Source organism: Sphingomonas sp., from assembly GCF_035910975.1.
In the GTDB taxonomy this organism is placed as follows: Bacteria; Pseudomonadota; Alphaproteobacteria; order Sphingomonadales; family Sphingomonadaceae; genus Sphingomonas.
Map to the genome: position 1 here is coordinate 33,064 of NZ_JAMHWM010000039.1, position 22,271 is coordinate 55,334.

The window sequence follows — 22,271 nt, forward strand, 5'->3', positions numbered from 1 at the left end:
TTGCGAATCGATTGCAATCGAGCCGTTCGCAGCCGGGCAGCGATCAGTCGGCGGTCGGCACCGCCATCAGCCGCGCGAACTTGGTGCGGAACGCCGCGAGCGCGCCGCCCGACAGCTGCTGCACGCTTTCGAACGTCACCTTGCCGGGATTGATCGGCACGCCGTTCTTCCACAGCTCGTAATGGAGGTGCGGACCGGTCGACATGCCGGTCGAGCCGACATAGCCGATCACCTGCCCCTTGCTGACGCGCGCGCCGCTCGCCACCGCGATGCGGCTCATGTGGCCGAAGCCGGTCGCCATGCCGCCACCGTGCGACAGCTTCACGAACTTGCCATAGCCGCCGGCCCAGCCCGCCATCTGTACCACGCCGTCCATCGGCGCACGGATCGGCGCGCCGGACGGGGCGGCGATATCCAGCCCCTTGTGCATGCGGGCATAGCCGAGCACCGGGTGGCGGCGCATGCCGAAGCTGCTGGTCAGGCGTCCGGCGACCGGCATCATCGCGCCAGACGAGGATTTGGCGCCGACGCCCTTGGCGTCGAACCACTGATCCTTGCCGTCCTTCTCGAAGCGCATGAGCTGGAGCTTGGTCGGCCCGCTGAGCCCGGCATATTGCAGCTGGCCGAGCTGGACCTCGCCGGTCGCGGCGCGGGCGCGCTCGACGATCATGTCGAACTGGGTGTCGGCGCCGATGCGGCTGACCGGCATGCGGCTGGCGATAGAGCGGAGGAACGATTCGACAGCCTTGGCCGGCACCCCTGCGGCACGCGCCGAGCGATAGAGGCTGGAACCGACGCGGCCCTGAATGCGCAGTGGCGTGTGGTCGATCGCGATCGGCACCGCGGTGAGCGCGAAATCGCCGCCTGTGCGGGCGACCTGCATGCTGAGATCGAACCTGGCGCGGAATTCGAGCGCGTCGAGCGGGCGGGCGTCGGCCTTGTTCTCGCGACGGCCGAGCGTCAGTGCCAGCTGGGTGCCGGGCTTCAGGTCGGCGAGCGGCATATGCGCTGCGACCAGTTCGGCGATGCGCCTCGCTTCGCCGTCGCCGACGCCGGCGCGCTCCAGCGCGGCAGCCATCCCCGGCCCCGATCCAAGCGTTGCGCTAAGGTCGAGGGAGGGGCGCTCGGGCGTGTCGGTCAGCGGCACGACCTGCGCGGTCGGCGCCATCCGTCGGCCCGAGGTGGCGCCGAGCGCGAGCGCCGAGATGGCGTGGCTGCGCGCCTCGTCCCAGTCGGCGCCGGTCAGCACCTCGGGCGCGGGCGCGACAATCGGCGGGAGGACGGGCGGACGCAGAGCGATGGTGATCGCGATCAAGCCGGCGCAGGTCGCCGCCCCGCGCCACCATTCCGCGCTGCCGATGTTCTGGCCGAGATCGGGGACGAGATCGATGTCGGTAAGGCGATCGCGCAGCCGCACGAGCAGGCCGGCAGGAACGGGCGCTGCGGGAATCGCGCGCCCGAACGACAGCGCCGCAGCGCCGCCGGCATTTTCCAGTCCGTGATCGTTGCGCAGGAACAAAGCCGCGCTACCCCCCGAAATACACAGCAAAGCCTGCCCAAAGCCCCAGGCCCGGACGCCAGCGTTGTGCAGGGCAATTCCTAAAGTCAAATTAACCCGGACTTTGCCGTGGCTTGCTTGCGACGAGGCGTTGCCGTTTGCCGACGAAAACCGGAGCTGCACGAAAATCCTGCGCCATGCCATTGCATCGCGGGCGCGGGCGGTCGATCTTGGGCCGGCGATGAGCAGTTTCGCGCGTTCCGCGGTCACCGCCGTTCTCGGCCCCACCAACACCGGCAAGACGCATCTCGCCGTCGAGCGGATGTGCGGCCATTCGAGCGGGATGATCGGCTTCCCCCTGCGCCTGCTGGCGCGCGAGGTCTATGATCGCGTCGTCCGGATGAAGGGCGAGAAGCAGGTGGCGCTCATCACCGGCGAGGAACGGATCGTCCCGCCGCAGGCGCGCTATTTCCTGTGCACGGCGGAGAGCATGCCGCTGGAGCGGGAGGTCGGTTTCGTCGCGCTCGACGAGGCGCAACTGGGCGCCGATCCCGAACGCGGCCACGTCTTCACCGACCGCCTGCTGCGCGCGCGGGGGCGGGACGAGACGATGATCCTGGGCTCCGCCACGCTGCGCCCGCTGGTCCGCGCGCTGGTGCCCGAGGCGGAGGTGATCGAGCGGCCGCGCTTCTCGACGCTGAGCTATGCCGGCGCCAGGAAGCTTTCGCGCCTGCCCAAACGATCGGTGATCGTCGCGTTCAGTGCCGAGGAAGTCTATGCCGTGGCCGAGGCCGTCCGCCGGCTGCGCGGCGGGGCGGCGGTTGTGATGGGCGCGCTCAGCCCCCGCACGCGCAACGCCCAGGTCGCGATGTTCCAGGCCGGAGAGGTCGACTATCTCGTCGCCACCGACGCGATCGGCATGGGGCTGAACATGGACGTGGCGCATGTCGCCTTCGCGTCGCTGACCAAGTTCGACGGCCGCCGTACCCGCCGGCTGACGGTGGCGGAGATGGCGCAGATCGCCGGGCGCGCGGGACGCCACCAGCGCGACGGCACCTTCGGCGCGCTGGCCGAGGACGGCCCCGGCGCCTTCACGGCCGAAGAGGTGTTCGCGATCGAGGAGCATCGCTTCCCCGACCTCGACTTCCTCTACTGGCGCGACGGTGTGCCCGACACGTCCAGCGTCGGCGCGCTGATCGAAGGGCTGGAGGCGAAGCCCGGAGAGATATTGCTGCGCGCGGCACCCGAGGCGATAGACCTGGCAGTGCTGAAGCGGCTGGCGTCGGAACCCTGGGTGATGGATCGTACGCGCCATCCGGCCCAGGTCGCCAAGCTGTGGGCGGCGTGTGGCCTGCCGGATTTCCGCAAGCTGGGCGTCGAGCCGCACAGCCGCTTCGTCGCGCGCGTGTTCCAGCATCTGACCGAGGGGACGGGGCATATCCCCTTCGCCTGGTTCGCGAGCGAGATCGCGCGGCTCGACACCGTCGCGGGCGATGTCGAGACGATCGCCGGGCGGATCGCCGCGGCGCGCAGCTGGGCCTATATCGCGCATCGCGCCGACTGGCTGGCCGATCCGGGCGAGGCGCAGGCGCGCGCGCGGGCACTGGAGGAAAAGCTGAGCGACGCGCTGCACGATCGGCTGACCCAGCGGTTCGTCGACAAGCGCACCACCGCGCTGCTCCGTACGATCGGCGCCGACGGACGTCACCTGCCGGTGGAGATCGACCCGGCCGGCGACGTGCTGGTGGAGGATCATGTGATCGGCCGGCTCGACGGGTTCCGCTTCACGGTCGCGGCCGATGCGCGCGCGGCGGACAAGCGGTTGCTGCTCTCGGCGGCGGAAAAGCGTCTGGCGGGCGAACTCGCCCGGCGCGGGCGCGCTCTTGCCGACGCGCCCGATGACGATCTTGAGCTGGAGGCGGGTGTGTTGTTCTGGCGGCGCGCGCCGGTAGCGCGGCTGGGGGCGGGCCCGCAGATCACGCGGCCGGCGCTGACGCTCGACCGGGCGCTCGACTGCCTCGACAAGGCGGCGCGCGAGGGCGTGGCGCAGCGGCTGCAGCGCTTCATCGGCGATCGCACACGGCGGCTGACGCCGGTGCTCGCCCGGCTCGATGCGTTGGCGAGCGACAGCGCGGCGCCTGCCGAACTGCGTGCCGTCGCGATCGCGCTGGGCGACGCCGGGGGGCTCGCCGATCGCGCGACGATCGCGGAGGTCGAGCGGCTCTTGCCGCCCGCGCGGCGCTATCTGCGCAACCAGGGCGTCACCCTCGGCACGCTCGACCTGTTCGCACCCGCGCTGATGAAGCCTTCCGCCGCGGCGTGGCGGCAAGTGCTTCTCGCGGCGCGCGGGCGGTATGTCCTGTTGCCGCCGGATGGCGCGACCGTGGTTGCCGGCGCCGCCCCACTGGCGGGCTTTCGCCGGATCGCCGGGCAGCAGGTGCGGATCGACCTGGTCGAGCGGATCGCCCGCGCGGCGCATGATGCACGCGCCGGCCGCAAGCCCTTCGCGCCGGACCCGGCGCTCGCCACTTCGATCGGCCTCGCGCCCGATACCCTCGCGAAGCTGATGGCGCGGCTGGGCTTCCGCCCGGCAAAGGGCGAGCCGCCGCAGTGGATCTGGCAGGGGCGGCCCCGGATGGTCTCACCGAAGAAGCCCGAGCCGCCGCGCCGCGACAATGCCTTCGCGGTGCTGGCGGGACTGGGATCGCCGCATGGCTGACGCGGCGCCGACCATGCGGCTCGACAAGTTCCTGTGGTTCGTCCGCCTGGCAAAGACGCGCGGCTTCGCGCAGGAGGTGGCGGAGGCGCGGCACCTGCGGATCGACGGGCGGGTGATCGAGAAGGCGGCGACTGCGGTGCGGGTCGGCGACACGCTGACCTTCCCGCTGCACGGCCGCATCCGCGTGATCCGCATCGACGTGTTGCCCGTCCGGCGCGGCCCGGCGCCCGAAGCCCGGGCCTGCTACAGCGATCTCTCCCCGGTTGAGAACGTCTCGCAGCAAGGCGCGAGCGATTGACGCGCCCGAAAACCGCCAATAGCGGAAGGCACGTCACAGGGAGCCGTTTGCCATGACCTACGTCGTCACCGATGCCTGCATCCGCTGCAAGTATATGGACTGCGTGGAAGTCTGTCCGGTCGATTGCTTCTACGAGGGCGAGAACATGCTCGTCATCAACCCCAGCGAGTGCATCGACTGCGGCGTGTGCGAGCCTGAATGCCCGGCCGAGGCGATTCTGCCCGATACCGAGAACGGGCTGGAGAAGTGGCTGGAACTCAACACCACCTTCTCCGCGCAATGGCCCAACGTCACGCGCAAGGGCGACCAGACCCCCGCCGACGCCGACGAGCACAAGGGCGAAGACGGCAAGTTCGACAAATATTTCTCGCCAGAGCCTGGCGCCGGCGACTGATCGGTCCCGCATCGGCACGAATGGCCGCGTACGGCCCGCAGGTTGCACTGCAACACTGGTAATTTTGTTACGAGCGTGTTAAAGGACTCGGGACGCGGGCGACTCTCGCCCGATGATCCGGAGACGTTCGAACGCTGTCCCGAACCCGGCGCGCCCTGATTCTCATCGGCGGCGCGCCTGTCGTTTTCGGGCCGGACACAATGAAAGGTTTGCCCCACATGGCTGCAAAGGCGCTGTCCTTCGTCGTCGGCGATTATGTCGTTTATCCAAAGCACGGTGTGGGCCGTGTCATCGAATTGCAGAAACAGGAAATCGCGGGCACCAGCCTGGAGCTGTACGTGCTGCGTTTCGAAAAGGAGCGGATGACGCTCCGCGTGCCGACCAACAAGGCCGAGAGCGTCGGGATGCGCAAGCTTTCCAGCGACAAGACGCTGCGCGAGGCGCTCGACACGCTCAAGGGCAAGCCCAAGGTGAAGCGCACCATGTGGTCGCGCCGTGCCCAGGAATATGAAGCGAAGATCAACTCGGGCGACCTGGTGTCGATCGCGGAAGTGGTGCGCGACCTGTTCCGTCCCGACGACCAGCCCGAGCAGAGCTATTCGGAGCGCCAGATCTTCGAGGCCGCCGCCAGCCGGCTGGCGCGCGAACTTGCCGCGATGGAAGAGGTCGAGGAGCCCAAGGCGCTCGAAAAGATCCTCGACATCCTGAAGAAGGCCGCACCCGCGCACATCAAGGACAAGGTTCCGGCCTGATCCCCGCCTGCGCGGCGACGATGCGAAAGGGCGGTCCTGCGGGGCCGCCCTTTTCGTTTGCGCGGCCTTCGCATGTGTATTATGTAAACAATACACAATCGGGAGACGGATCATGCGGTTTCTGGCAATCCTGGCGGCATTGCCGCTGGCGGCGTGCGGATCTGTGGCGATCGGCAGCGACAAGGGCGACAGGGTGGAGCCGAGCGGCGCCGGCGGCAGCCGTACATATCAGGTGACGGATTTCACCGGTGTCGAACTGGCCGGCGCTGACGACGTCGACGTCAAGGTCGGAAGTGCGTTTTCCGTCCGTGCCGAGGGGCCGGCGGAGGAACTGGACAAGCTGGAGATCCGCAGGGACGGTGACACGCTGCGCGTCGGGCGCAAGCGTGACGGCGGCTGGCTGAAATCGTCCAAGCCGGTCAAAATCCACGTCACCATGCCAGCGATCCGCGAGGCGAGCCTGGCGGGATCGGGCGACATGACGGTTGATACCGTCCAGGGCGGCGACTTCGAGGGTGACCTGGCTGGATCGGGCAATCTGCGGGTCGGGCGGCTGCAGGCTGGGAAGGTCAGCTTCGACCTGGCCGGATCGGGCAACATCGTCGCCGGTGCGGGACAGGCGGAGCGGCTGGAGGTCGACATCGCCGGATCGGGCAATGTCGAGGCGCGCGGCGTGAAGGCGCGTGGCGCCGACATCTCGATCGCCGGATCGGGCAATGTCGCGGCCGAGGTCGATGGCGACGCCAAGGTGACGATCATGGGATCGGGCGACGTGACACTGGGTGGCAAGGCACGCTGCACGACCAGCAAGATGGGATCGGGCAGCGTCCGCTGCGGCTGAGCCGCGGCCGGCGCTTGCGCAAGCTTCCGCACGGTGCGAGCGTGGCGTGATGATGGTCCGCGCCGCGCTCGTCCTGCTCCCCCTCCTGTCGCTCGCCGCGCCCGCGCGCGCCGACGAGCGGCGCATCCTGCTCTCCGCCTTCGACCGCATCCGCGTCGACGGGCCGTTCGAGGTGACGGTGACGACCGGCAAGGGCGCCGGCGCGACCGCGATCGGCGATACGCGCGCGCTCGACGGAGTGAGCGTGCGGTTGCAGGGATCGACGCTGATCGTCGGGCCGAGCGTGAACGGCTGGGGCGGATACCCCGGCACCGCCCGGACGCGCCCGCGCGTCGTCGTGACGGTGCCCGCACTGCGTGCCGCCGCGGTGGTCGGCGGCGGGCGGCTGAGCGTCGACCGGATGGCGGGCCAGCGCGTCGAACTCAACCTGACCGGCGCCGGCACGCTCGACGTGGCTCGCGCCGAGGCCGACCGGGTCGACGGCACGCTGATTGGCACCGGCCGCATGACGCTGGCCGGCAAGGCGATGCGCGCGACCTTCCAGTCCAACGGCGCCGGCGGCATTGACGCCGCCGGGCTCGATGCGCGCGACCTGACCGTCAACTGGCAGAGCGCGGGCGACGGCAGCTTCACCGCGCGCGAGACGGCGGAGGTCATGGCGATGGGCCAGGGCGCGATCACCGTCGCCGGCGGCCCGGCCTGTACCGTCAAGGGCAGCGGGCCGGTGACGTGCGGGCGGAAATAGGGGCGCCCGCACGCTCCACCTTGCCGCCTATTTCGTGTGTTCGTGGACGATCTCGCGGCTGCGGCTGTCGATACCGTCGTTGAACTCCTTCATCAGCGCCTCCGCCTTGTCGGCGTTGCCCAGTTGCCTGCCCAGTTCGGTCATCAACTTCACGTCGTCGGGCGACATCGACCATTCGAGATCGGCGAGCCCGCCGGTCAGCGGCGTGACGGCGATCGTCCGCAAGGTGCCGGTTTCGGTATAGATGACCGGATATGGAACGCCGGCGGCCTTGGCCGCGGGAATGAAGTTCTTCGATATGATCGTCCAGGTCCGCGCGCCGGGTTTCGACGTCATCGTCTCGATCATGAAATAGCGGACGTCGGCGACCGTTTCCGCCTTGAGCGGCATGGCTGCGGGCGCGGGCGCCGGGGCCGACTGAGCCGGGGCTACGGCCGGAATGCACGAAGCAAACAGGGCGCCGGCAAGCGCCGCGATACGACGATCCATGGATTTTCTCCCAGTAGAGAAACGTGGTTACGGCGCGCCGTTAAGTATTCGACGCGGTTTACAGCGCCGAGTCCAACGGAAATGTCACAGCCTGTCGTCCATGTGCGCTTTTGTACGGAATCCGACTAACGCATAGTAGCGCGTAAGATCGCAGTCTTCGATATTCATGGTTGCCGACGCCTTCGCGGGTCGCGATCGTTATGGAATTGATCACACTGTATTCCGTGTCAGTTCGTCACTTTCGGTGGGCAGTTTGTTTCGCGACAGAGTTGCACGACTACCGAACACAATTCGTTGATGCATTCCATGAAGGCGTCAGCACGATGGCGGTATACGTCGAGGTCTGATGCCTCAGAGGCGCCGGCCAATGCGCGCTCAATAACCGCGCGGCGGGTTACCAACGCCATATTTGCTTCGCTACTCCATCGGTAGAATGACTCCAACGCTCCGGGCAGATACGCCTCCAGCGAGAAGCGAATATCGTCAATCTCCTGCCGCAATCCCGCGGGAAATATCGGAGTGAACGCTTTATAGATGCCGGGATCGTTCTTACCTTCGAGAAGGGCGAGATCTGCCAAGATTACGCGATGAGCGGCCAAACGGGTATTGTGTAGGGTCGCAAAGGCCGTTTCGCTTCGCTCTCTGACAAAGCGGCGGAATTCCTGACGATCTTCATACTGCCACAGGGCGCGATCATCTCGCCTCTTGAGAAGACTTGTAACGAAGACACCGGCCAGTGCCGAGCCGGCGGTTAGAATACAGGTTAGGATCGGTACAGCCTGGATCATGCTGCGGCTATCTGCGCTTCAGCTTCCATAAACGACCGATCACGGTAAACGTCATACCCGTGCAAGTCTGGGGCGCTATCTATGCATAGAGGCGGGTTCGGTACATAGACGTAAATGAACCGTTTCGGTGCTAAAGCGAGGGCGCGGTCGGTCTACGGGGCAGGGATCGCAGGCTTGGTTCTGAGCAAGCCGCACTGATGGTTTTGGCGGGGGCCAGTGGAACCCAGCGTCTCATCGCGGCTCTCCCTTTTCATTCAATCAGTCATGCTCGCGCCCGCCCGCGCCAACATAAAGCTCACGTCCGGTGGCGTTATACAGCGCGCTCATCTCTGCCATGCCCTTGAGCGCCGCCGCCTTGCTGGCCTCCGCTGTTTCCGTGGCGCTCGGGCCGGCGGCTAGGAATCCCTCCGCGCCCTGATTCTGCTGCGCCGCAAAGTCCCGCACTTCCTGCGTTATCTTCATCGAGCAGAATTTCGGGCCGCACATCGAGCAGAAATGCGCGGTCTTCGCGCCTTCGGCCGGGAGCGTCTGGTCGTGGTATTGTTCGGCCGTTTCGGGATCGAGCGACAGGTTGAACTGGTCGCGCCAGCGGAATTCGAAGCGGGCGCGGCTCAGTGCATCGTCGCGCATTTTGGCGGCGGGATGTCCCTTGGCCAGATCGGCGGCGTGGGCGGCGAGCTTGTAGGTGACGACGCCGACCTTCACGTCGTCGCGGTCGGGCAGGCCGAGATGCTCCTTGGGCGTGACGTAGCAGAGCATCGCGGTGCCGTACCAGCCGATCATCGCGGCGCCGATGCCGCTGGTGATGTGGTCGTAGCCCGGCGCGATGTCGGTGGTGAGCGGCCCGAGTGTGTAGAAGGGCGCCTCGCCGCAGACCTCGAGCTGCTTGTCCATATTCTCCTTGATCTTGTGCATCGGCACGTGGCCGGGGCCTTCGATCATCACCTGCACGTCCTGCGCCCAGGCGCGGTGGGTGAGTTCGCCCAGGGTGTAGAGCTCGGCGAACTGCGCCTCGTCATTGGCGTCGGCGATCGATCCGGGGCGCAGGCCGTCGCCCAGCGAATAGGCGATGTCGTACGCCTTCATGATCTCGGTGATCTCGTCGAAGCGTTCGTAGAGGAAGCTCTCCTTGTGGTGGCTGAGGCACCATTTCGCCATGATCGATCCGCCGCGCGACACGATGCCGGTCACGCGCTTGGCGGTGAGCGGCACGTAGGGCAGGCGGACGCCGGCGTGGATGGTGAAATAGTCGACGCCCTGTTCGGCCTGTTCGATCAGCGTGTCGCGGAAGATCTCCCACGTCAGTTCCTCGGCGATGCCGCCGACCTTTTCCAGCGCCTGATAGATGGGGACGGTGCCGATCGGCACGGGCGAGTTGCGGATGATCCATTCGCGGGTGTCGTGGATGTTGCGGCCGGTGGACAGGTCCATCACCGTGTCGGCGCCCCAGCGGATCGACCAGACGAGCTTGTCGACCTCGCTCGCGACGTCGGATGCGACCGCGCTGTTGCCGATGTTGGCGTTGATCTTGACCAGGAAGTTGCGGCCGATCGCCATCGGCTCGGTTTCGGGGTGGTTGATGTTGTTGGGGATGATCGCGCGGCCGCGCGCGACCTCGTCGCGGACGAATTCGGGGGTGACGTAATCGGGGATGGCGGCGCCGAAGCTTTCGCCGTCCCGGGCATATTCGCGCAGCATCTCGCGGCCGAGGTTCTCGCGGGTGGCGACATATTCCATCTCGGGGGTGATGATGCCGCGGCGGGCATAGTGCATCTGGCTGACGTTGGCGCCGGCGCGCGCGCGCAGCGGGCGGCGGTTGGGGTTGGGGAATTGCTGGACGCCGCCGGAGCGATCCGGCCCCTTCAGCCCATTGTCCTCTGGCCGCACCTCGCGTGCGTCATAGGTCTCGACGTCGCCGCGCGCCTCGATCCACGGGCGGCGGAGCCGGGGGAGGCCGGCCATGATGTCGATGCGGGCGTCCGGGTCGCTGTAGGGGCCGGAGGTGTCGTAGACGTTGAGCGGCGGCTCTCCGGAGGATGGTTCGAGGTCGATCGCGCGCATCGCGACGCCGAGCGGGCCGACGTGGATCTTGCGCGAGCCGCGGATCGGGCCGGTCGTGACCTTGAGTTCGGTGCGGGCGGGAACGTCTGCCATTGTCACTCTCCATTCGGGGAGAGGGAACGGGGACCGGGGGGACGCCGCTTCCACTCCCTACGCCGGTGTCAACCGGATCAGGTTCGGCGGGTCGCGATCTCGTGATCGCCTCTCAAGCGCCGCATAGCGCTCCCCCGGGGATACAGCGCTTGTAGAGGGTAGAGCGGAGCCGGTAAAGCGGCGCGATGTCCGCGCTCACCGCCGCCCTGATATCCGCGATCGCGATGACGGGAATCGTCGCGGTGCGATACCTGCTGGCGAGCGGCGGGTTCGCGCTCGCCACGCGGCTGACGCGGCCGGGGCTTTACGTCGGGCTCGACGCGCAGATCCGGCGCGAGATCGGGTGGAGCCTGGCTTCCGCCGCGATCTATGGCATCCCCGCCGGCGTGGTCGCGTGGGGATGGCGGGAGCAGGGGTGGACGCTGATCTACACCGACTGGGACGCCTGGCCGATCTGGTATCTGCCGGTGTCGGTGCTGCTGTACCTGATCGTGCAGGACGCCTGGTTCTACTGGACGCACCGCTGGATGCACCGGCCGGCGGTGTTCCGCCGCGTCCACGCCGTCCACCATGCCAGCCGCCCGCCGACCGCCTGGGCGGCGATGGCGTTCCACCCCTATGAGGCGGTGACGCTGGCTGTGGTAATTCCGCTACTGGTGTTCGTCATTCCGATCCACGCGGCGATGCTGGGTCTGGTCCTGACGATCATGACGGTTATGGGTGTGACCAATCACATGGGGTGGGAAATCTGGCCCAGATTCATGTGGAGGGGGCCATTGGGGGCGTGGCTGATCACCGCGAGCCATCATCAGCGGCATCATGACGCTTACGGGTGCAATTATGGGCTGTATTTCCGCTTCTGGGACCGCATGTGCGGCACCGATCGGGGCACGGGGGATTTTCGCGAAGGCGACGTTCGGCGCGGTCGCGCTGGCGATGCTGGGCGGGGCGGCGCCGGTCGCGCGGCTTGAGCTCGACTTCACCAGCCTGCGATCGGCAAAGGGGCTGATCCAAATCTGCATCACCGCCGACGCGCAGCATTTCCCCGACTGCAAGGGCGATGCCCGCGCGCTGACGCGGTCGATCCCCGCCGGGACCCGCGCGGTGACGTTCGACGCGCTGCCGGTCGGCGGCTATGCCGTGGCGGTGATCCACGACGAGAACGGCAACGGCAAGCTCGACACGATGATGGGGATTCCGCGCGAGGGCTTCGGTTTCTCGCGCAACCCGGCGATCGGTTTCGGCCCGCCCAAATTCGGCGCGGCGCGCTTCGCCCTCGACGGGCAGGGTGGCACCCAGGGCATAAGGATGCGGTATCTGCTATGAGCGACGACGAATATATCTATGACGAGGCGAGCGGCGAGTGGGTGCCCGCATCCGGCGGCGCTGCCGCTGCTGGCGACGCGGGAGATGTCGTCGAGGTCCGCGACGCGGTGGGCAATGTGCTGGCCGACGGCGACCAGGTGACGCTCATCAAGGACCTGACCGTGAAGGGCGCGGGCCAGACGCTGAAGCGCGGCACGCTCATCAAGTCGATCCGCCTGACCGGCGACGCGCAGGAGATCGACTGCAAATATGACGGCATCAAGGGCCTGGTGCTGCGCGCCGAATTCGTGAGGAAACGGTGATGATGAAGCCTGTCGCTCTCCTGTGCGTCGCCGCCGCGCTGGCAGGGTGCGCCACGCCGCGTGCCGCCGCCGACCCGCAGGATGCGTTCTTCACGAACCTTTCGCGGCTGTGCGGCAAGGCGTTCGCCGGGCGGCTCGTCACCACCGACCCCGCCGATGCCGACATGGCGGGCAAGCCGATGACGATGCACGTCCGCGACTGTTCGGCCGACACGATCCGGGTGCCGTTCCATGTCGGCGACGATCGTTCGCGCACCTGGGTGGTGACGCGCACCGCCGCGGGGCTGCGGCTGAAGCACGACCATCGCCATGCGGACGGGTCCAGCGACGTGCTGACGATGTACGGCGGCGACACCGATGCGCCCGGCACCGCGACCGCGCAGGCCTTTCCGGTCGATGCCGAATCGATCGCGCTGTTCCGGCGCGAGAATCGCGCGGTTTCCACCACCAACGTCTGGATCGTCGAGGTCACGCCCGACCGGTTCGACTATGCGTTGACCCGCAAGGACCGCCATTTCCGCGTGTCGTTCGACTTGACCCGTCCGGCGCCCGCGCCGCCGCCGCCGTGGGGTGCCCGATAAGTCAGGCCGTGCCGATCGCCCTGGCGACGTCGAGCGTGTCGATCCGCTGGCGAAAGCCCGCGATCTTGCCGTCGCGCAGCGTCCAGATGTGCACCGCCTGCGGGTTCATCCGAATGCCGGTCGCCTTGTTGACGCCCTCGTAGCGGCCCAGAGCGACCACGGTGTCGTCGCCGTCGATCAGTTCGTCCATTCGGACAGCGAACCCGTCCCATTCGCCGATGCAGCGCGCGAACACGCCCGCCGCCACCGCATCGGGCCCGCGATAGCGATTGCCGTCGGCGTAGGGGAAGTTCTCCGCCTCGAGCCATTCGATGTCGGCGTGCATCGCTCCCAGTACGCCGGCCACATCGCCGCGCCCGAACGCATCGTACAGTCTGCGCACTACCGCCACGTTGCCGCTCGCCATGTCATCCTCTCCCTCTGACCGCGTTCAGACAGCGGCAGTGGTTGGCGGAGTCACGAAAGCGCAGGGCGGATGTTGCGATCGCTTGAAATTTTATTACAATGGGCGGAAAGCGAGTCCCGCGCGTTGGCCGGCGTGACCCGCGAAGGAGAGCGCATGTCCGACGCCGCCCGTCGATCCAACCTGCCGCCATTGTCGCTGCACGTGCCGGAACCGCGCTTCCGCCCCGGCGACGCGGTGGATTTCGCCGATGTGTCGGTGCCGCCGGTCGCCGCCGCGCGCCGGCCCGATACCGCCGCCGCCGCGGATGGCTTCCACGAACTGGCCTTCGGGCTGGTGCGGGTGCTCGACTTCGACGGATCGGCGGGCGGCCAGTGGGACCCGCGGCTGACGCCGGACCTGAAGCGCAAGATATTGCGCGACATGGCGCTGACTCGCGCGTTCGACGAACGGATGTTCCGCGCGCAGCGGCAGGGCAAGACCAGCTTCTACATGAAATCGCTGGGCGAGGAGGCGGTGTCGGTTGGCGCGGCGGCGGCGCTGGCCAGCGACGACATGTGTTTCCCGTCGTACCGCCAGCAGGGTATCCTGGTCTCGCGCGGGCATTCGCTCGTCGAGATGATGAACCAGATCTATTCGAACCGGGGCGACAAGTTGGCCGGCAAGCAGCTGCCGATCATGTATTCGGAGCGCGACAAGGGCTTCTTCTCGATCTCCGGCAACCTGACGACGCAATATCCGCAGGCGGTCGGCTGGGCGATGGCAAGTGCGGCAAAGGGTGACACGCGGATCGCGGCTACGTGGTGCGGCGAGGGATCGACCGCCGAGGGCGATTTCCACTCCGCCTGCACCTTCGCCAGCGTGTACCGCGCGCCCGTCATCTTCAACGTCGTCAACAACCAGTGGGCGATTTCCAGCTTTTCGGGCTTTGCCGGGGCCGAGGCGACGACCTTCGCCGCGCGGGCGATCGGTTACGGCATCGCGGGGTTGCGCGTCGACGGCAACGACGCGCTGGCGGTCTATGCCGCCACCGCCTGGGCGGCGGAGCGGGCGCGGACCAACCAGGGCCCGACGCTGATCGAGCATTTCACCTATCGCGCGGAAGGCCATTCGACATCCGACGACCCGACCCAGTATCGCTCCGCCGGGGAGCCGAACGCCTGGCCGCTGGGCGACCCGATCGTGCGGCTGCGCGACCATTTGATCGCGATCGGCGAGTGGGACGAGGCGCGGCACGAGGCGATGGACCGCGAGGTCGCCGACCAGGTCAAGGCCGCGCAGAAGGATGCCGAGAAGAACGGTATCCTCGGCCACGGTCTGCACCAGCCGCTCGATAGCCTGTTCGACGGGGTGTTCGAGGAAATGCCGTGGCACCTGAAGGAGCAGCGGGCGCAGATGCTGGCCGAGGAAGAAGCGAGCGGACGGCCATGGGCGCGGAAGTGATCCTGTTTCCCTCTCCCATCGGGAGAGGGAGGGGCCCGCTCGGCGCAGCCGGGTGGGAGGGTGAGGGCAGTCGGCCGTCACCCAGCCCTGCCCTCACCCTTCCGCAGCTTTGCTGCTCCCTCCCTCTCCCAACGGGAGAGGGACATGAGTGATGCCATGACCGACGACCAGTCGACCACCACCCGCATGAACATGATCCAGGCGATTAACGACGCCATGGACGTGATGATGGCGCGCGACCCGGACGTGATCGTGATGGGCGAGGACGTCGGCTATTTCGGCGGGGTGTTCCGCGCGACCGCGGGCCTGCAGAAGAAATATGGCAAGACCCGCGTGTTCGACACGCCGATCACCGAATGCGGGATCATCGGCGTCGCGGTGGGGATGGGGGCGTACGGCCTGCGCCCCGTGCCCGAAATCCAGTTCGCCGATTACATCTATCCCGCGCTCGACCAGCTGGTGAGCGAGGCGGCGCGGCTGCGCTATCGTTCGGCCGGCGAATTCACCGCGCCGATCACCGTGCGCAGCCCGTTCGGCGGCGGCATCTTCGGCGGGCAGACGCATTCGCAGTCGCCGGAGGGAATCTTCACCCATGTCTCGGGCCTGAAGACCGTCATCCCATCGACCCCGTACGACGCCAAGGGCCTGCTGATCGCGGCGATCGAGGACAATGACCCGACGATCTTCTTCGAACCCAAGCGCATCTACAACGGGCCGTTCAACGGCCATTGGGACAAGCCGGCGTCGAACTGGTCGGGGCATCCCGGCGGCGAGGTGCCGACGGGATATTACAAGATCCCGCTGGGCAAGGCGAATGTGGTGCGCGCTGGGCAAGACCTGACCGTGCTGGCCTATGGCACGATGGTCCACGTCACGCTCGGCTGCGTCGAGGAGGCGGGGATCGACGCCGAGGTGATCGACCTGCGCACGCTCGTCCCGCTCGATATCGAGACGATCGAGGCGTCGGTGCGGAAGACCGGCCGCTGCATGATCGTCCACGAGGCGACGCGCACCGGCGGGTTCGGTGCGGAGCTTTCCGCGCTGGTGCAGGAACGCTGCTTCCACCACCTCGAGGCGCCGATCGAGCGCGTCACGGGCTTCGACACGCCGTACCCCCACAGCCTGGAATGGGCCTATTTCCCCGGTCCTGTCCGCATCGGGCAGGCGCTCCAGAAGATCATGAAGGACTAAGGCGATGGCTCGCTTCGAATTCCGCCTGCCCGATATCGGCGAGGGCATCGCCGAGGCCGAGATCGTCGCCTGGCATGTGAAGGTCGGCGACCGGGTCGAGGAGGACCAGGGACTGGCCGACATGATGACCGACAAGGCGACGGTCGAAATGGAATCGCCGGTGTCGGGCGTGGTGGTGTCGCTGGCCGGCGAGGTCGGCGATCAGGTGCCGATCGGATCGACGCTGGTGGTGATCGAGGTCGAGGGCGACGACGCCGCGCCGGTGCCGGTCAGCAAGGCCGTCGAGGAGCAGGTCGAGGCGGAGACGCCGGGCGTGGAGGAGGTGAAGGAGGAAAAGCCCTCTCCCCTTCAGGGGAGAGGGTTGGGAGAGGGGAAGGCACCCCAGAGTGCGCCGCCTGCCGCACCGCCCCTCTCCCCGGCCCTCTCCCCTGAAGGGGAGAGGGAGAAGAGGCACGTCCTGGCCTCCCCCGCCGTCCGCGCGCGCGCGGCGGACCTCGGCGTCGACCTGGCTTCGGTGAAGCATGACGGCGCGCATGTGCGCCACGCCGATCTCGACGCATATCTGCGCTATTCGGGCGGCCAGGGCTATCACGCCCCCCACGCATCCCGCGCGCGCGAGGACGAGGCCGTGAAGGTCATCGGGATGCGCCGCCGGATCGCCGAGAACATGGCCGCGTCGAAGCGGGCGATCCCGCACTTCACCTATGTCGACGAGATCGACGTGACCGCGCTGGAAGACATGCGCGGCGACCTGAATGCCAATCGCGGCGACCGCCCGAAGCTGACGATGCTGCCGTTCGTGATCGTCGCGATCTGTCGCACGCTGCCCGACTTCCCGATGCTCAACGCGCGGTACGATGACGAGGCGGGCGTGGTGACGCGCCACGGCCGCGTCCACTTGGGGATGGCGACACAGACCGACGCCGGCCTGATGGTGCCGGTGATCCGCGACGCGCAGGACAAGAACGTCTGGCAGCTGGCGACCGAGATCACCCGGCTGGCGGACGCGGCGCGCACCGGCAAGGCCAGGTCGGACGAGCTGTCGGGATCGACGCTGACCGTCACCTCGCTCGGGCCGCTGGGCGGCATCGCGACGACGCCGGTCATCAACCGCCCCGAAGTGGCGATCATCGGACCCAACAAGATCGTCGAGCGCCCGGTGTTCCGGGGCGACGACATCGTGCGCGCGAAGCTGATGAACCTGTCGATCAGTTGCGATCACCGCGTCGTCGACGGCTGGGACGCGGCGAGCTATGTCCAGGCGGTGAAGAAATTGCTGGAGACGCCGGTCCTGCTGTTCGCGGACTGATCCGGAGTCGGATCAGGCCGCTTCCTCCAGCGCCTCGCTCGCTTTCATCCAGCGCGCCTCGGCGGCGTCGATGCGGTCGGTCAGATCGGCGCGGCGCTTCATCAGCTCGGTCATCGTCAGCCTGGCGAGCACGGGCGTCGCCGTCGTCGGATCGAACATCGCGCGGTCGATGGCGGTGCGTTCGTCGGTGAGCTTCGCCAGCTCGCTCTCGGCGGTGCGGGCGGCGTCGCGCAGCGCCTTTTCCGCCTCGCGCGCGGCGGCGGCGGCGGCCTTGTCCTTCTTCTTCGGCTTTTCCGCCCTAGGCGTGTCGGCGCCCGACAGGATCATCGCGATATAATCGTCGAGGCTGCCGTCGAATTCGCGCGCCGCGCCGTCGGCCACCAGCACCAGCCGGTCGGCGGTCAGCTCGACCATGTGACGGTCGTGGCTTACCAGGATGACCGCGCCCGAATAATCGTTGAGCGCCTGCACCAGCGCCTCGCGCGCGTCGACGTCCAGGTGGTTGGTCGGTTCGTCGAGGATCAGCAGGTGCGGCGCGTCGCGGGTGATGATCGCCAGCGCGAGGCGCGCGCGCTCGCCGCCGGACAGCTTGCCTACCTTGGTCGTCGCCTTGTCGCCCGAGAAGCCGAAGCGGCCGAGCTGGGCGCGGACGGCCGCCGGGGTCGCGCCCTTCATCGTCCGCGTCATATGTTCGAGCGGCGTGTCGTCGGTGTCGAGTTCCTCGACCTGATACTGGGTGAAGTATCCGACGTTCATCTTGCCGCTGGCGTTCATCGCGCCGGCCATGGGGGCAAGCTGCGCCGCGAGCAGGCGGGCGAGCGTCGTCTTGCCGTTGCCGTTGCGGCCGAGCAGCGCGATGCGATCGTCGGGGTCGATCCGCAGGTTCAGCCGCTTCAGGATCGGGGTGTCGCCATAGCCGACCTCCGCCATGTCGAGCGTGATGAGCGGCGGGCGAAGTTCGCTGGGGTTGGGGAAGCCGAACGACAATGTCGGGTCGTTCGCCAGCTCGGCGATCGGCTGCATCTTCGCCAGCAGTTTGATCCGGCTCTGCGCCTGTTTCGCGGTGGAGGCGCGGGCGGAGTTGCGCGCGACATAATCCTGCAGCTTGGCGCGCTGCGCATCCTGATTGGCTTTTGCCGCCGCCAGTTGCGCCATGCGTTCGGCGCGCTGCTTCTCGAACGCATCATAGCCGCCGGCGTAGAGCGTGACCTTGCCGTTCTGGAGATGCAGGATGTGATCGACGACGTTGTTCAGGAAGTCGCGCTCGTGGCTGACGACGACGATCGTCGCGCGGTAATCGCGCAGGAAATCCTCCAGCCACATGACGGCTTCGAGATCGAGGTGGTTGCTGGGCTCGTCGAGCAGCAGCAGGTCGGGCTGGGAAAAGAGGAGGGCGGCGAGCGCCACGCGCATCTTCCATCCGCCGGAAAAACTGTCGAGCGGGCGGTTCTGCGCATCCTCGTCGAAGCCGAGGCCGAGCAGGATGCGGCTGGCGCGCGCGGGTGCGGTATAGGCGTCGATCGCGATCAGCCGTTCATAGGCGTCGCCCAGCGTGTCGGGATCGACATCGGTTTCGACCAGCGCCATCAGCGCGGCGCGCTCGGTATCCGCCTCCAGCACCGTGTCAAACGGCGTCTTGTCGCCCGAGGGCGCTTCCTGCGCGATATAGCCGATGCGGGCGCCGCGCGGCATGTCGGCCGAGCCACCGTCGGGCTCCAGCTGGCCGGCGATCACGCGCACCAGCGTCGACTTGCCCGCGCCGTTGCGCCCGATCAGCCCGACGCGGCTGCCCGGCGGCAGCGCCGCGGTCGCGCCGTCAAGGATCGTGCGGCCGCCGAGGCGCACGGTGATGCCGTTGAGGTTGAGCATGGGCGCGCCGTTAGCAGATGCAGCAGAGAAGAAGAAGGCGTTGGTTCAGAGAAGGCGCGAAGGCGCGAAGAAAATACGGGGTTCGCGCAGAGGCGCAAAGAGCGCCGAGATCCAGGTCGCGCACGGCAGCGCGCTGGTATCGATCGCTTGAGATATTTGGCTGCTGGCGCAGCCGCGCAAGTCACCTCGGCGCCCTTCGCGCCTCCGCGCGCAACGCTTCTTCGCGCCTTTTCTGAACAAACCTACTTCTTAAGCGCCGCCCGCGCCGCGTCCTCCAGCTCCTTCATCGCCAGCCGCCACGGGTTGGGGCCGTGGCTGATCCGCGCGACGCCCGCCTCGCCGAAGGCGCGGGCTGACGGGGCGCCGGGAAAGGCCATGACGTTGAGCGGCAGCGGCACCGCGCGGGCGATCCGCTCGACCAGTTTCAGGTCGATCAGTCCCGGCACGAACAGGCCGCTGGCGCCGGCGTCGGCATAGGCGAGCCCGCGCTCGATCGCCGCGTCGGCGAGGTGGCGATCGTGACTGGGCGCGGCGGCCTGGAGGAACAGGTCGGTGCGGGCGTTGAGGAAGAAGCCGGCGGGCACCGCGCCGCGCGCCGTCGCGACGCGCCTGGCCGACTGGTCGAGCGGGTGCAGCCCGGCACCGTCGATCATCCCGTCCTCGAAATTGGCGCCGACCGCGCCGGTTTCGGCCAGCGCGGCGAAGTGATCGGCGAGCAGGCCGGGATCGACCGCATAGCCGCCCTCGAAATCGATCGTCACCGGCAGGTCGACCGCCGTCACCATCCGCCGTGCGTTGGCGAGCGCGAGGCCGAGCGGCAGTCCCTCGCCATCGGGGGCTCCATGCGCGGCGGCGACCGACCAGCTGCCGGTCGCGATTGCCTGCGCGCCGGCGCGCGCGACCGCCTGCGCGCTGCCCGCGTCCCAGGCGTTGAACAGGATCAGTGGATCGCCGGGGCAGTGGAGGCCGGCGAATGCGGCGAAAAGGTCGGTCATCTAAGCCTCCGCTCATCCCGAGCTTGTCGAGGGTGAGACGGCATGGGGCATCGGTCAATACGCTAACCCGCGCCACGCCGTCAGACGGAGCGGCTGCGCCGCACCGCTGCCCGCCGTGGCGAATCCTGGGATTGCTTGAGCAATCCCAGGCCGCCCGCCTAGTGCACGAACCGTGCGACGACATCCCGATACGACCGCGATACCTTCACCTGTCCGCCCGAATCGAGCATCAGGAAACATTCGCCATTGGTGTGCGGCTTAACCTCGCGCACCAGGTCGAGGTTGACGATAGTCGAGCGATGGACGCGCTGGAAACGGCGCGGGTCGAGGCGCTTTTCCAGATCCTTCATCGTCTGGCGCAGGATCAGCGTGTTGTCGCCGGTCTTGATGCACATGTAATCGCCGGCCGCCTCGACCACTTCGATCGTATCGACGTCGACGCGGAAGATCTTGCCGCGATCCTTGATGTTGATGAGCTTTTCGAACCGGTTCGACGCCATCTCACCGCCGCCGTCCATCGAATCGATCGAATCGGGCGCGACCTCGGCCAGCACCTCCTTCAGCTTCTCGACTTCCTCGACGCCGCGCTTTTCGCTCAGGCGCTGGCGTACGCGGTCGAGCGTGTCGCCCAGCCGTGCCTCGTCGACCGGCTTCATCAGGTAATCGACCGCCTGCGCCTCGAACGCCTTCAGCGCGTGATCGCTATAGGCGGTGACGAACACGAACAGCGGCGGTTCGACCTCCATCAGGCCCTGGATCACCGAAAAGCCGTCGAAGCCGGGCATCTGGATGTCGAGGAAGACGAGGTCGGGCTTGTGCGTCTTGATCGCGCTGATCGCCTCGCGTCCGTTGCCGCACTTCTCGATGATCTCGACGTCCTCATGCTCCGCCAGGCGCAGCTCGAGGCCCTGGATCGCCAGGGGTTCATCGTCGACTAGGATGGTTCGGATGGTCATGGTCGTCTTTCCATTGGTCGAAATCGTCAGTGCCCCCCTGATCTTTTCCCCGTTAGAAATTCTATGCGGTCTGTCGCGCCGGTTCCTCCAGCTGATATGGTATCTCGATCTCGACGCAGAACCCCCTGGCCTCGCGCGCGCGGGTGTCGAAACGATGCGCGGGGCCGTATGCCTGCGCCAACCTCTCGCGGATATTGGCAAGCCCGACCCCGGTTGAAAGGGTCGGACGGCGGATTGTTCCTTGCAAGCCGGGTCCGGTGTCCGACACGGTGATCTGCACCCTCTCGCCGACGAGCCGTGCCGAAATCGCGATGTCGGCGCCTTCCTCCTGCGGGGTGACGGCATATTTGATCGCGTTTTCGACCAGCGGTTGCAGCAGCAGCGACGGCAGCCGCGCCTTTTCGACGCGCGGATCGATCTCGAATTCGGTGCGCAGGCGGCTTTCGAAGCGCATCTTCTCGATCTCGAGGTAGAGTTTCAGCGTCTCCACCTCCTGCAGCACCGTGACATGCGCGGTGGGTTCGTTGGCGAGCGTGTAGCGCAGGAACGCCGCGAGCCGGCTGAGCATCGCGTTGGCGCGCTGCGTCTGCTTGAGGAGGACGAGCGTCGAGATCGAATTGAGCGTATTGAACAGGAAATGCGGGTTGAGCTGGTAGCGCAGCATCGCCAGCTGCGCCGAGGACGCCTCGGCCTGCAGCAACTGCATGCGATCGACCTGTTCCTCGACCAGCAGATACCAGTTGATGCCGAAATACAGGGCGGTCCAGCCGGCGAGCACGGTGAAGCTGAGGAACAGCGACCCGATGACCAGCGCCCAGCTTATCCCCGGATCGGCGCTCCTGATGAAGCTGAAGTTGAACGCCTGGATCACCGCATAGACCATCGTCGCGGCGAGCAGGGTGACGAGCGTGAGCGCGATCGCCGACAGTTTCGGCAGCCGCCGATAATAGCCGTAAAGCGTCGAAAGCAGCAAAGTCAGGCAATAGCCGACGATCGCCTCGATGATGAACGACAGCACGCCTTCGATGCTGGCGTTGTTCGAGACACCCGTGACGGTGCGCAGCAGCAGATAGCCCGTCCAGCCGGCCGCCTGGAGGAGCCAGAAGGCGCGGCTCTTCTGCTCGAAGAACGGGCGGGAGAGGATCGCGGGCTGCACCGCGCATCCCTAGCGATGCCCGCGCGTCAGGGCAAAGGGGCAAAGGGGCAAAGAAAAGGGCC

At 67.3% G+C, this 22,271-nt stretch carries 22 protein-coding genes and 1 riboswitch; of the genes, 13 read left to right on the forward strand and 9 right to left on the reverse strand.

Features of this window, described 5'->3' with window-relative positions:
• Window positions 1-43: 43 nt before the first annotated feature.
• Window positions 44-1,519 carry a M23 family metallopeptidase gene (locus VYI76_RS13465; RefSeq protein ID WP_326525313.1) on the reverse strand — a complete coding sequence of 492 codons (1,476 nt, stop codon included), beginning with the start codon at window positions 1,517-1,519 and terminating at the stop codon, window positions 44-46.
• Between the two features lie 220 nt (window positions 1,520-1,739).
• Between VYI76_RS13465 and VYI76_RS13470 the strand changes: the two genes are divergently transcribed.
• The 6 genes from VYI76_RS13470 (at window position 1,740) to VYI76_RS13495 (ending at window position 7,247) form a co-directional block, all read left to right on the forward strand.
• A complete protein-coding gene (locus VYI76_RS13470) occupies window positions 1,740-4,217 on the forward strand; it encodes a helicase-related protein (RefSeq protein WP_326525314.1) in 2,478 nt (825 codons plus the stop codon).
• A complete protein-coding gene (locus tag VYI76_RS13475; RefSeq protein ID WP_326525315.1) occupies window positions 4,210-4,515 on the forward strand; it encodes an RNA-binding S4 domain-containing protein in 306 nt (101 codons plus the stop codon). Before VYI76_RS13470 ends, VYI76_RS13475 begins: the two co-directional genes overlap by 8 nt.
• Window positions 4,516-4,567: 52 nt before the next feature.
• Entirely contained in the window at window positions 4,568-4,909 is a 342-nt protein-coding gene (fdxA, locus tag VYI76_RS13480; RefSeq protein ID WP_326525316.1) for a ferredoxin FdxA, read from the forward strand.
• Window positions 4,910-5,127: 218 nt separating this feature from the next.
• On the forward strand, window positions 5,128-5,661 hold the full coding sequence (locus VYI76_RS13485; RefSeq protein ID WP_326525317.1) for a CarD family transcriptional regulator: 534 nt from the start codon (window positions 5,128-5,130) through the stop codon (window positions 5,659-5,661).
• A gap of 112 nt (window positions 5,662-5,773) precedes the next feature.
• Window positions 5,774-6,502 carry a head GIN domain-containing protein gene (locus VYI76_RS13490; protein WP_326525318.1) on the forward strand — a complete coding sequence of 243 codons (729 nt, stop codon included), beginning with the start codon at window positions 5,774-5,776 and terminating at the stop codon, window positions 6,500-6,502.
• 49 nt (window positions 6,503-6,551) lie between these two features.
• Window positions 6,552-7,247, forward strand: a complete 696-nt coding sequence (locus tag VYI76_RS13495; protein ID WP_326525319.1) for a head GIN domain-containing protein — start codon at window positions 6,552-6,554, stop codon at window positions 7,245-7,247.
• A gap of 27 nt (window positions 7,248-7,274) precedes the next feature.
• Here VYI76_RS13495 and VYI76_RS13500 read toward each other — a convergent pair whose 3' ends face one another.
• From VYI76_RS13500 to thiC, 3 genes are all read right to left on the reverse strand, one after another.
• Window positions 7,275-7,736, reverse strand: a complete 462-nt coding sequence (locus tag VYI76_RS13500; protein WP_326525320.1) for a hypothetical protein — start codon at window positions 7,734-7,736, stop codon at window positions 7,275-7,277.
• A gap of 227 nt (window positions 7,737-7,963) precedes the next feature.
• A complete protein-coding gene (locus tag VYI76_RS13505) occupies window positions 7,964-8,524 on the reverse strand; it encodes a hypothetical protein (protein WP_326525321.1) in 561 nt (186 codons plus the stop codon).
• A 258-nt stretch (window positions 8,525-8,782) separates the two neighbouring features.
• On the reverse strand, window positions 8,783-10,678 hold the full coding sequence (gene thiC, locus VYI76_RS13510) for a phosphomethylpyrimidine synthase ThiC (protein ID WP_326525322.1): 1,896 nt from the start codon (window positions 10,676-10,678) through the stop codon (window positions 8,783-8,785).
• A 37-nt stretch (window positions 10,679-10,715) separates the two neighbouring features.
• Window positions 10,716-10,824, reverse strand: a riboswitch (TPP riboswitch).
• 39 nt (window positions 10,825-10,863) lie between these two features.
• Here thiC and VYI76_RS13515 point away from each other — a divergent pair.
• From VYI76_RS13515 to VYI76_RS13530, 4 genes are read left to right on the forward strand one after another with little or no spacing between them, the layout of a single operon-like run.
• Window positions 10,864-11,649, forward strand: coding sequence for a sterol desaturase family protein (locus tag VYI76_RS13515; protein WP_326525323.1), 786 nt, complete (start codon window positions 10,864-10,866; stop codon window positions 11,647-11,649).
• Window positions 11,615-12,004 carry a DUF2141 domain-containing protein gene (locus VYI76_RS13520; RefSeq protein ID WP_326525324.1) on the forward strand — a complete coding sequence of 130 codons (390 nt, stop codon included), beginning with the start codon at window positions 11,615-11,617 and terminating at the stop codon, window positions 12,002-12,004. Before VYI76_RS13515 ends, VYI76_RS13520 begins: the two co-directional genes overlap by 35 nt.
• A complete protein-coding gene (locus VYI76_RS13525) occupies window positions 12,001-12,306 on the forward strand; it encodes an alkylphosphonate utilization protein (RefSeq protein ID WP_326525325.1) in 306 nt (101 codons plus the stop codon). Before VYI76_RS13520 ends, VYI76_RS13525 begins: the two co-directional genes overlap by 4 nt.
• A complete protein-coding gene (locus VYI76_RS13530; protein WP_326525326.1) occupies window positions 12,306-12,887 on the forward strand; it encodes a hypothetical protein in 582 nt (193 codons plus the stop codon). Before VYI76_RS13525 ends, VYI76_RS13530 begins: the two co-directional genes overlap by 1 nt.
• Window position 12,888: 1 nt before the next feature.
• Here VYI76_RS13530 and VYI76_RS13535 read toward each other — a convergent pair whose 3' ends face one another.
• Window positions 12,889-13,293 (reverse strand): nuclear transport factor 2 family protein, encoded by a 405-nt coding sequence (locus VYI76_RS13535; protein WP_326525327.1) that lies wholly within the window; start codon window positions 13,291-13,293, stop codon window positions 12,889-12,891.
• A 153-nt stretch (window positions 13,294-13,446) separates the two neighbouring features.
• On the opposite strand from VYI76_RS13535, the gene VYI76_RS13540 reads away from it, so the two are divergent.
• From VYI76_RS13540 to VYI76_RS13550, 3 genes are all read left to right on the forward strand, one after another.
• Entirely contained in the window at window positions 13,447-14,733 is a 1,287-nt protein-coding gene (locus tag VYI76_RS13540) for a 3-methyl-2-oxobutanoate dehydrogenase (2-methylpropanoyl-transferring) subunit alpha (RefSeq protein WP_326525328.1), read from the forward strand.
• Between the two features lie 186 nt (window positions 14,734-14,919).
• The gene (locus tag VYI76_RS13545) at window positions 14,920-15,924 is read left to right on the forward strand and encodes an alpha-ketoacid dehydrogenase subunit beta (protein WP_326525720.1); all 1,005 of its coding nucleotides are present in this window, start codon (window positions 14,920-14,922) and stop codon (window positions 15,922-15,924) included.
• Between the two features lie 4 nt (window positions 15,925-15,928).
• The gene (locus tag VYI76_RS13550; protein ID WP_326525329.1) at window positions 15,929-17,233 is read left to right on the forward strand and encodes a dihydrolipoamide acetyltransferase family protein; all 1,305 of its coding nucleotides are present in this window, start codon (window positions 15,929-15,931) and stop codon (window positions 17,231-17,233) included.
• 12 nt (window positions 17,234-17,245) lie between these two features.
• Here VYI76_RS13550 and VYI76_RS13555 read toward each other — a convergent pair whose 3' ends face one another.
• The 4 genes from VYI76_RS13555 to VYI76_RS13570 all read right to left on the reverse strand — a co-directional run bounded on the left by VYI76_RS13555 (window position 17,246) and on the right by VYI76_RS13570 (window position 22,209).
• A complete protein-coding gene (locus VYI76_RS13555) occupies window positions 17,246-19,102 on the reverse strand; it encodes an ABC-F family ATP-binding cassette domain-containing protein (RefSeq protein WP_326525330.1) in 1,857 nt (618 codons plus the stop codon).
• A gap of 242 nt (window positions 19,103-19,344) precedes the next feature.
• Window positions 19,345-20,097 carry an isocitrate lyase/PEP mutase family protein gene (locus tag VYI76_RS13560; protein WP_326525331.1) on the reverse strand — a complete coding sequence of 251 codons (753 nt, stop codon included), beginning with the start codon at window positions 20,095-20,097 and terminating at the stop codon, window positions 19,345-19,347.
• Window positions 20,098-20,255: 158 nt separating this feature from the next.
• The gene (locus tag VYI76_RS13565) at window positions 20,256-21,053 is read right to left on the reverse strand and encodes a LytR/AlgR family response regulator transcription factor (RefSeq protein ID WP_326525332.1); all 798 of its coding nucleotides are present in this window, start codon (window positions 21,051-21,053) and stop codon (window positions 20,256-20,258) included.
• 61 nt (window positions 21,054-21,114) lie between these two features.
• Window positions 21,115-22,209: a sensor histidine kinase gene (locus VYI76_RS13570; RefSeq protein ID WP_326525333.1), complete on the reverse strand. Its 1,095-nt coding sequence runs from the start codon at window positions 22,207-22,209 to the stop codon at window positions 21,115-21,117.
• Window positions 22,210-22,271 lie beyond the last annotated feature (62 nt).

Bases quoted from the DNA above. Each gene is read 5' to 3' on its own strand.
- VYI76_RS13470 (WP_326525314.1), top strand. From the start codon at position 1,740: ATGAGCAGTTTCGCGCGTTCCGCGGTCACCGCCGTTCTCGGCCCCACC.
- VYI76_RS13475 (WP_326525315.1), top strand. From the start codon at position 4,210: ATGGCTGACGCGGCGCCGACCATGCGGCTCGACAAGTTCCTGTGGTTC.
- fdxA (WP_326525316.1), top strand. From the start codon at position 4,568: ATGACCTACGTCGTCACCGATGCCTGCATCCGCTGCAAGTATATGGAC.
- VYI76_RS13485 (WP_326525317.1), top strand. From the start codon at position 5,128: ATGGCTGCAAAGGCGCTGTCCTTCGTCGTCGGCGATTATGTCGTTTAT.
- VYI76_RS13490 (WP_326525318.1), top strand. From the start codon at position 5,774: ATGCGGTTTCTGGCAATCCTGGCGGCATTGCCGCTGGCGGCGTGCGGA.
- VYI76_RS13495 (WP_326525319.1), top strand. From the start codon at position 6,552: ATGATGGTCCGCGCCGCGCTCGTCCTGCTCCCCCTCCTGTCGCTCGCC.
- VYI76_RS13500 (WP_326525320.1), bottom strand. From the start codon at position 7,736: ATGGATCGTCGTATCGCGGCGCTTGCCGGCGCCCTGTTTGCTTCGTGC.
- VYI76_RS13505 (WP_326525321.1), bottom strand. From the start codon at position 8,524: ATGATCCAGGCTGTACCGATCCTAACCTGTATTCTAACCGCCGGCTCG.
- thiC (WP_326525322.1), bottom strand. From the start codon at position 10,678: ATGGCAGACGTTCCCGCCCGCACCGAACTCAAGGTCACGACCGGCCCG.
- VYI76_RS13515 (WP_326525323.1), top strand. From the start codon at position 10,864: ATGTCCGCGCTCACCGCCGCCCTGATATCCGCGATCGCGATGACGGGA.
- VYI76_RS13520 (WP_326525324.1), top strand. From the start codon at position 11,615: ATGCTGGGCGGGGCGGCGCCGGTCGCGCGGCTTGAGCTCGACTTCACC.
- VYI76_RS13525 (WP_326525325.1), top strand. From the start codon at position 12,001: ATGAGCGACGACGAATATATCTATGACGAGGCGAGCGGCGAGTGGGTG.
- VYI76_RS13530 (WP_326525326.1), top strand. From the start codon at position 12,306: ATGATGAAGCCTGTCGCTCTCCTGTGCGTCGCCGCCGCGCTGGCAGGG.
- VYI76_RS13535 (WP_326525327.1), bottom strand. From the start codon at position 13,293: ATGGCGAGCGGCAACGTGGCGGTAGTGCGCAGACTGTACGATGCGTTC.
- VYI76_RS13540 (WP_326525328.1), top strand. From the start codon at position 13,447: ATGTCCGACGCCGCCCGTCGATCCAACCTGCCGCCATTGTCGCTGCAC.
- VYI76_RS13545 (WP_326525720.1), top strand. From the start codon at position 14,920: ATGAACATGATCCAGGCGATTAACGACGCCATGGACGTGATGATGGCG.
- VYI76_RS13550 (WP_326525329.1), top strand. From the start codon at position 15,929: ATGGCTCGCTTCGAATTCCGCCTGCCCGATATCGGCGAGGGCATCGCC.
- VYI76_RS13555 (WP_326525330.1), bottom strand. From the start codon at position 19,102: ATGCTCAACCTCAACGGCATCACCGTGCGCCTCGGCGGCCGCACGATC.
- VYI76_RS13560 (WP_326525331.1), bottom strand. From the start codon at position 20,097: ATGACCGACCTTTTCGCCGCATTCGCCGGCCTCCACTGCCCCGGCGAT.
- VYI76_RS13565 (WP_326525332.1), bottom strand. From the start codon at position 21,053: ATGACCATCCGAACCATCCTAGTCGACGATGAACCCCTGGCGATCCAG.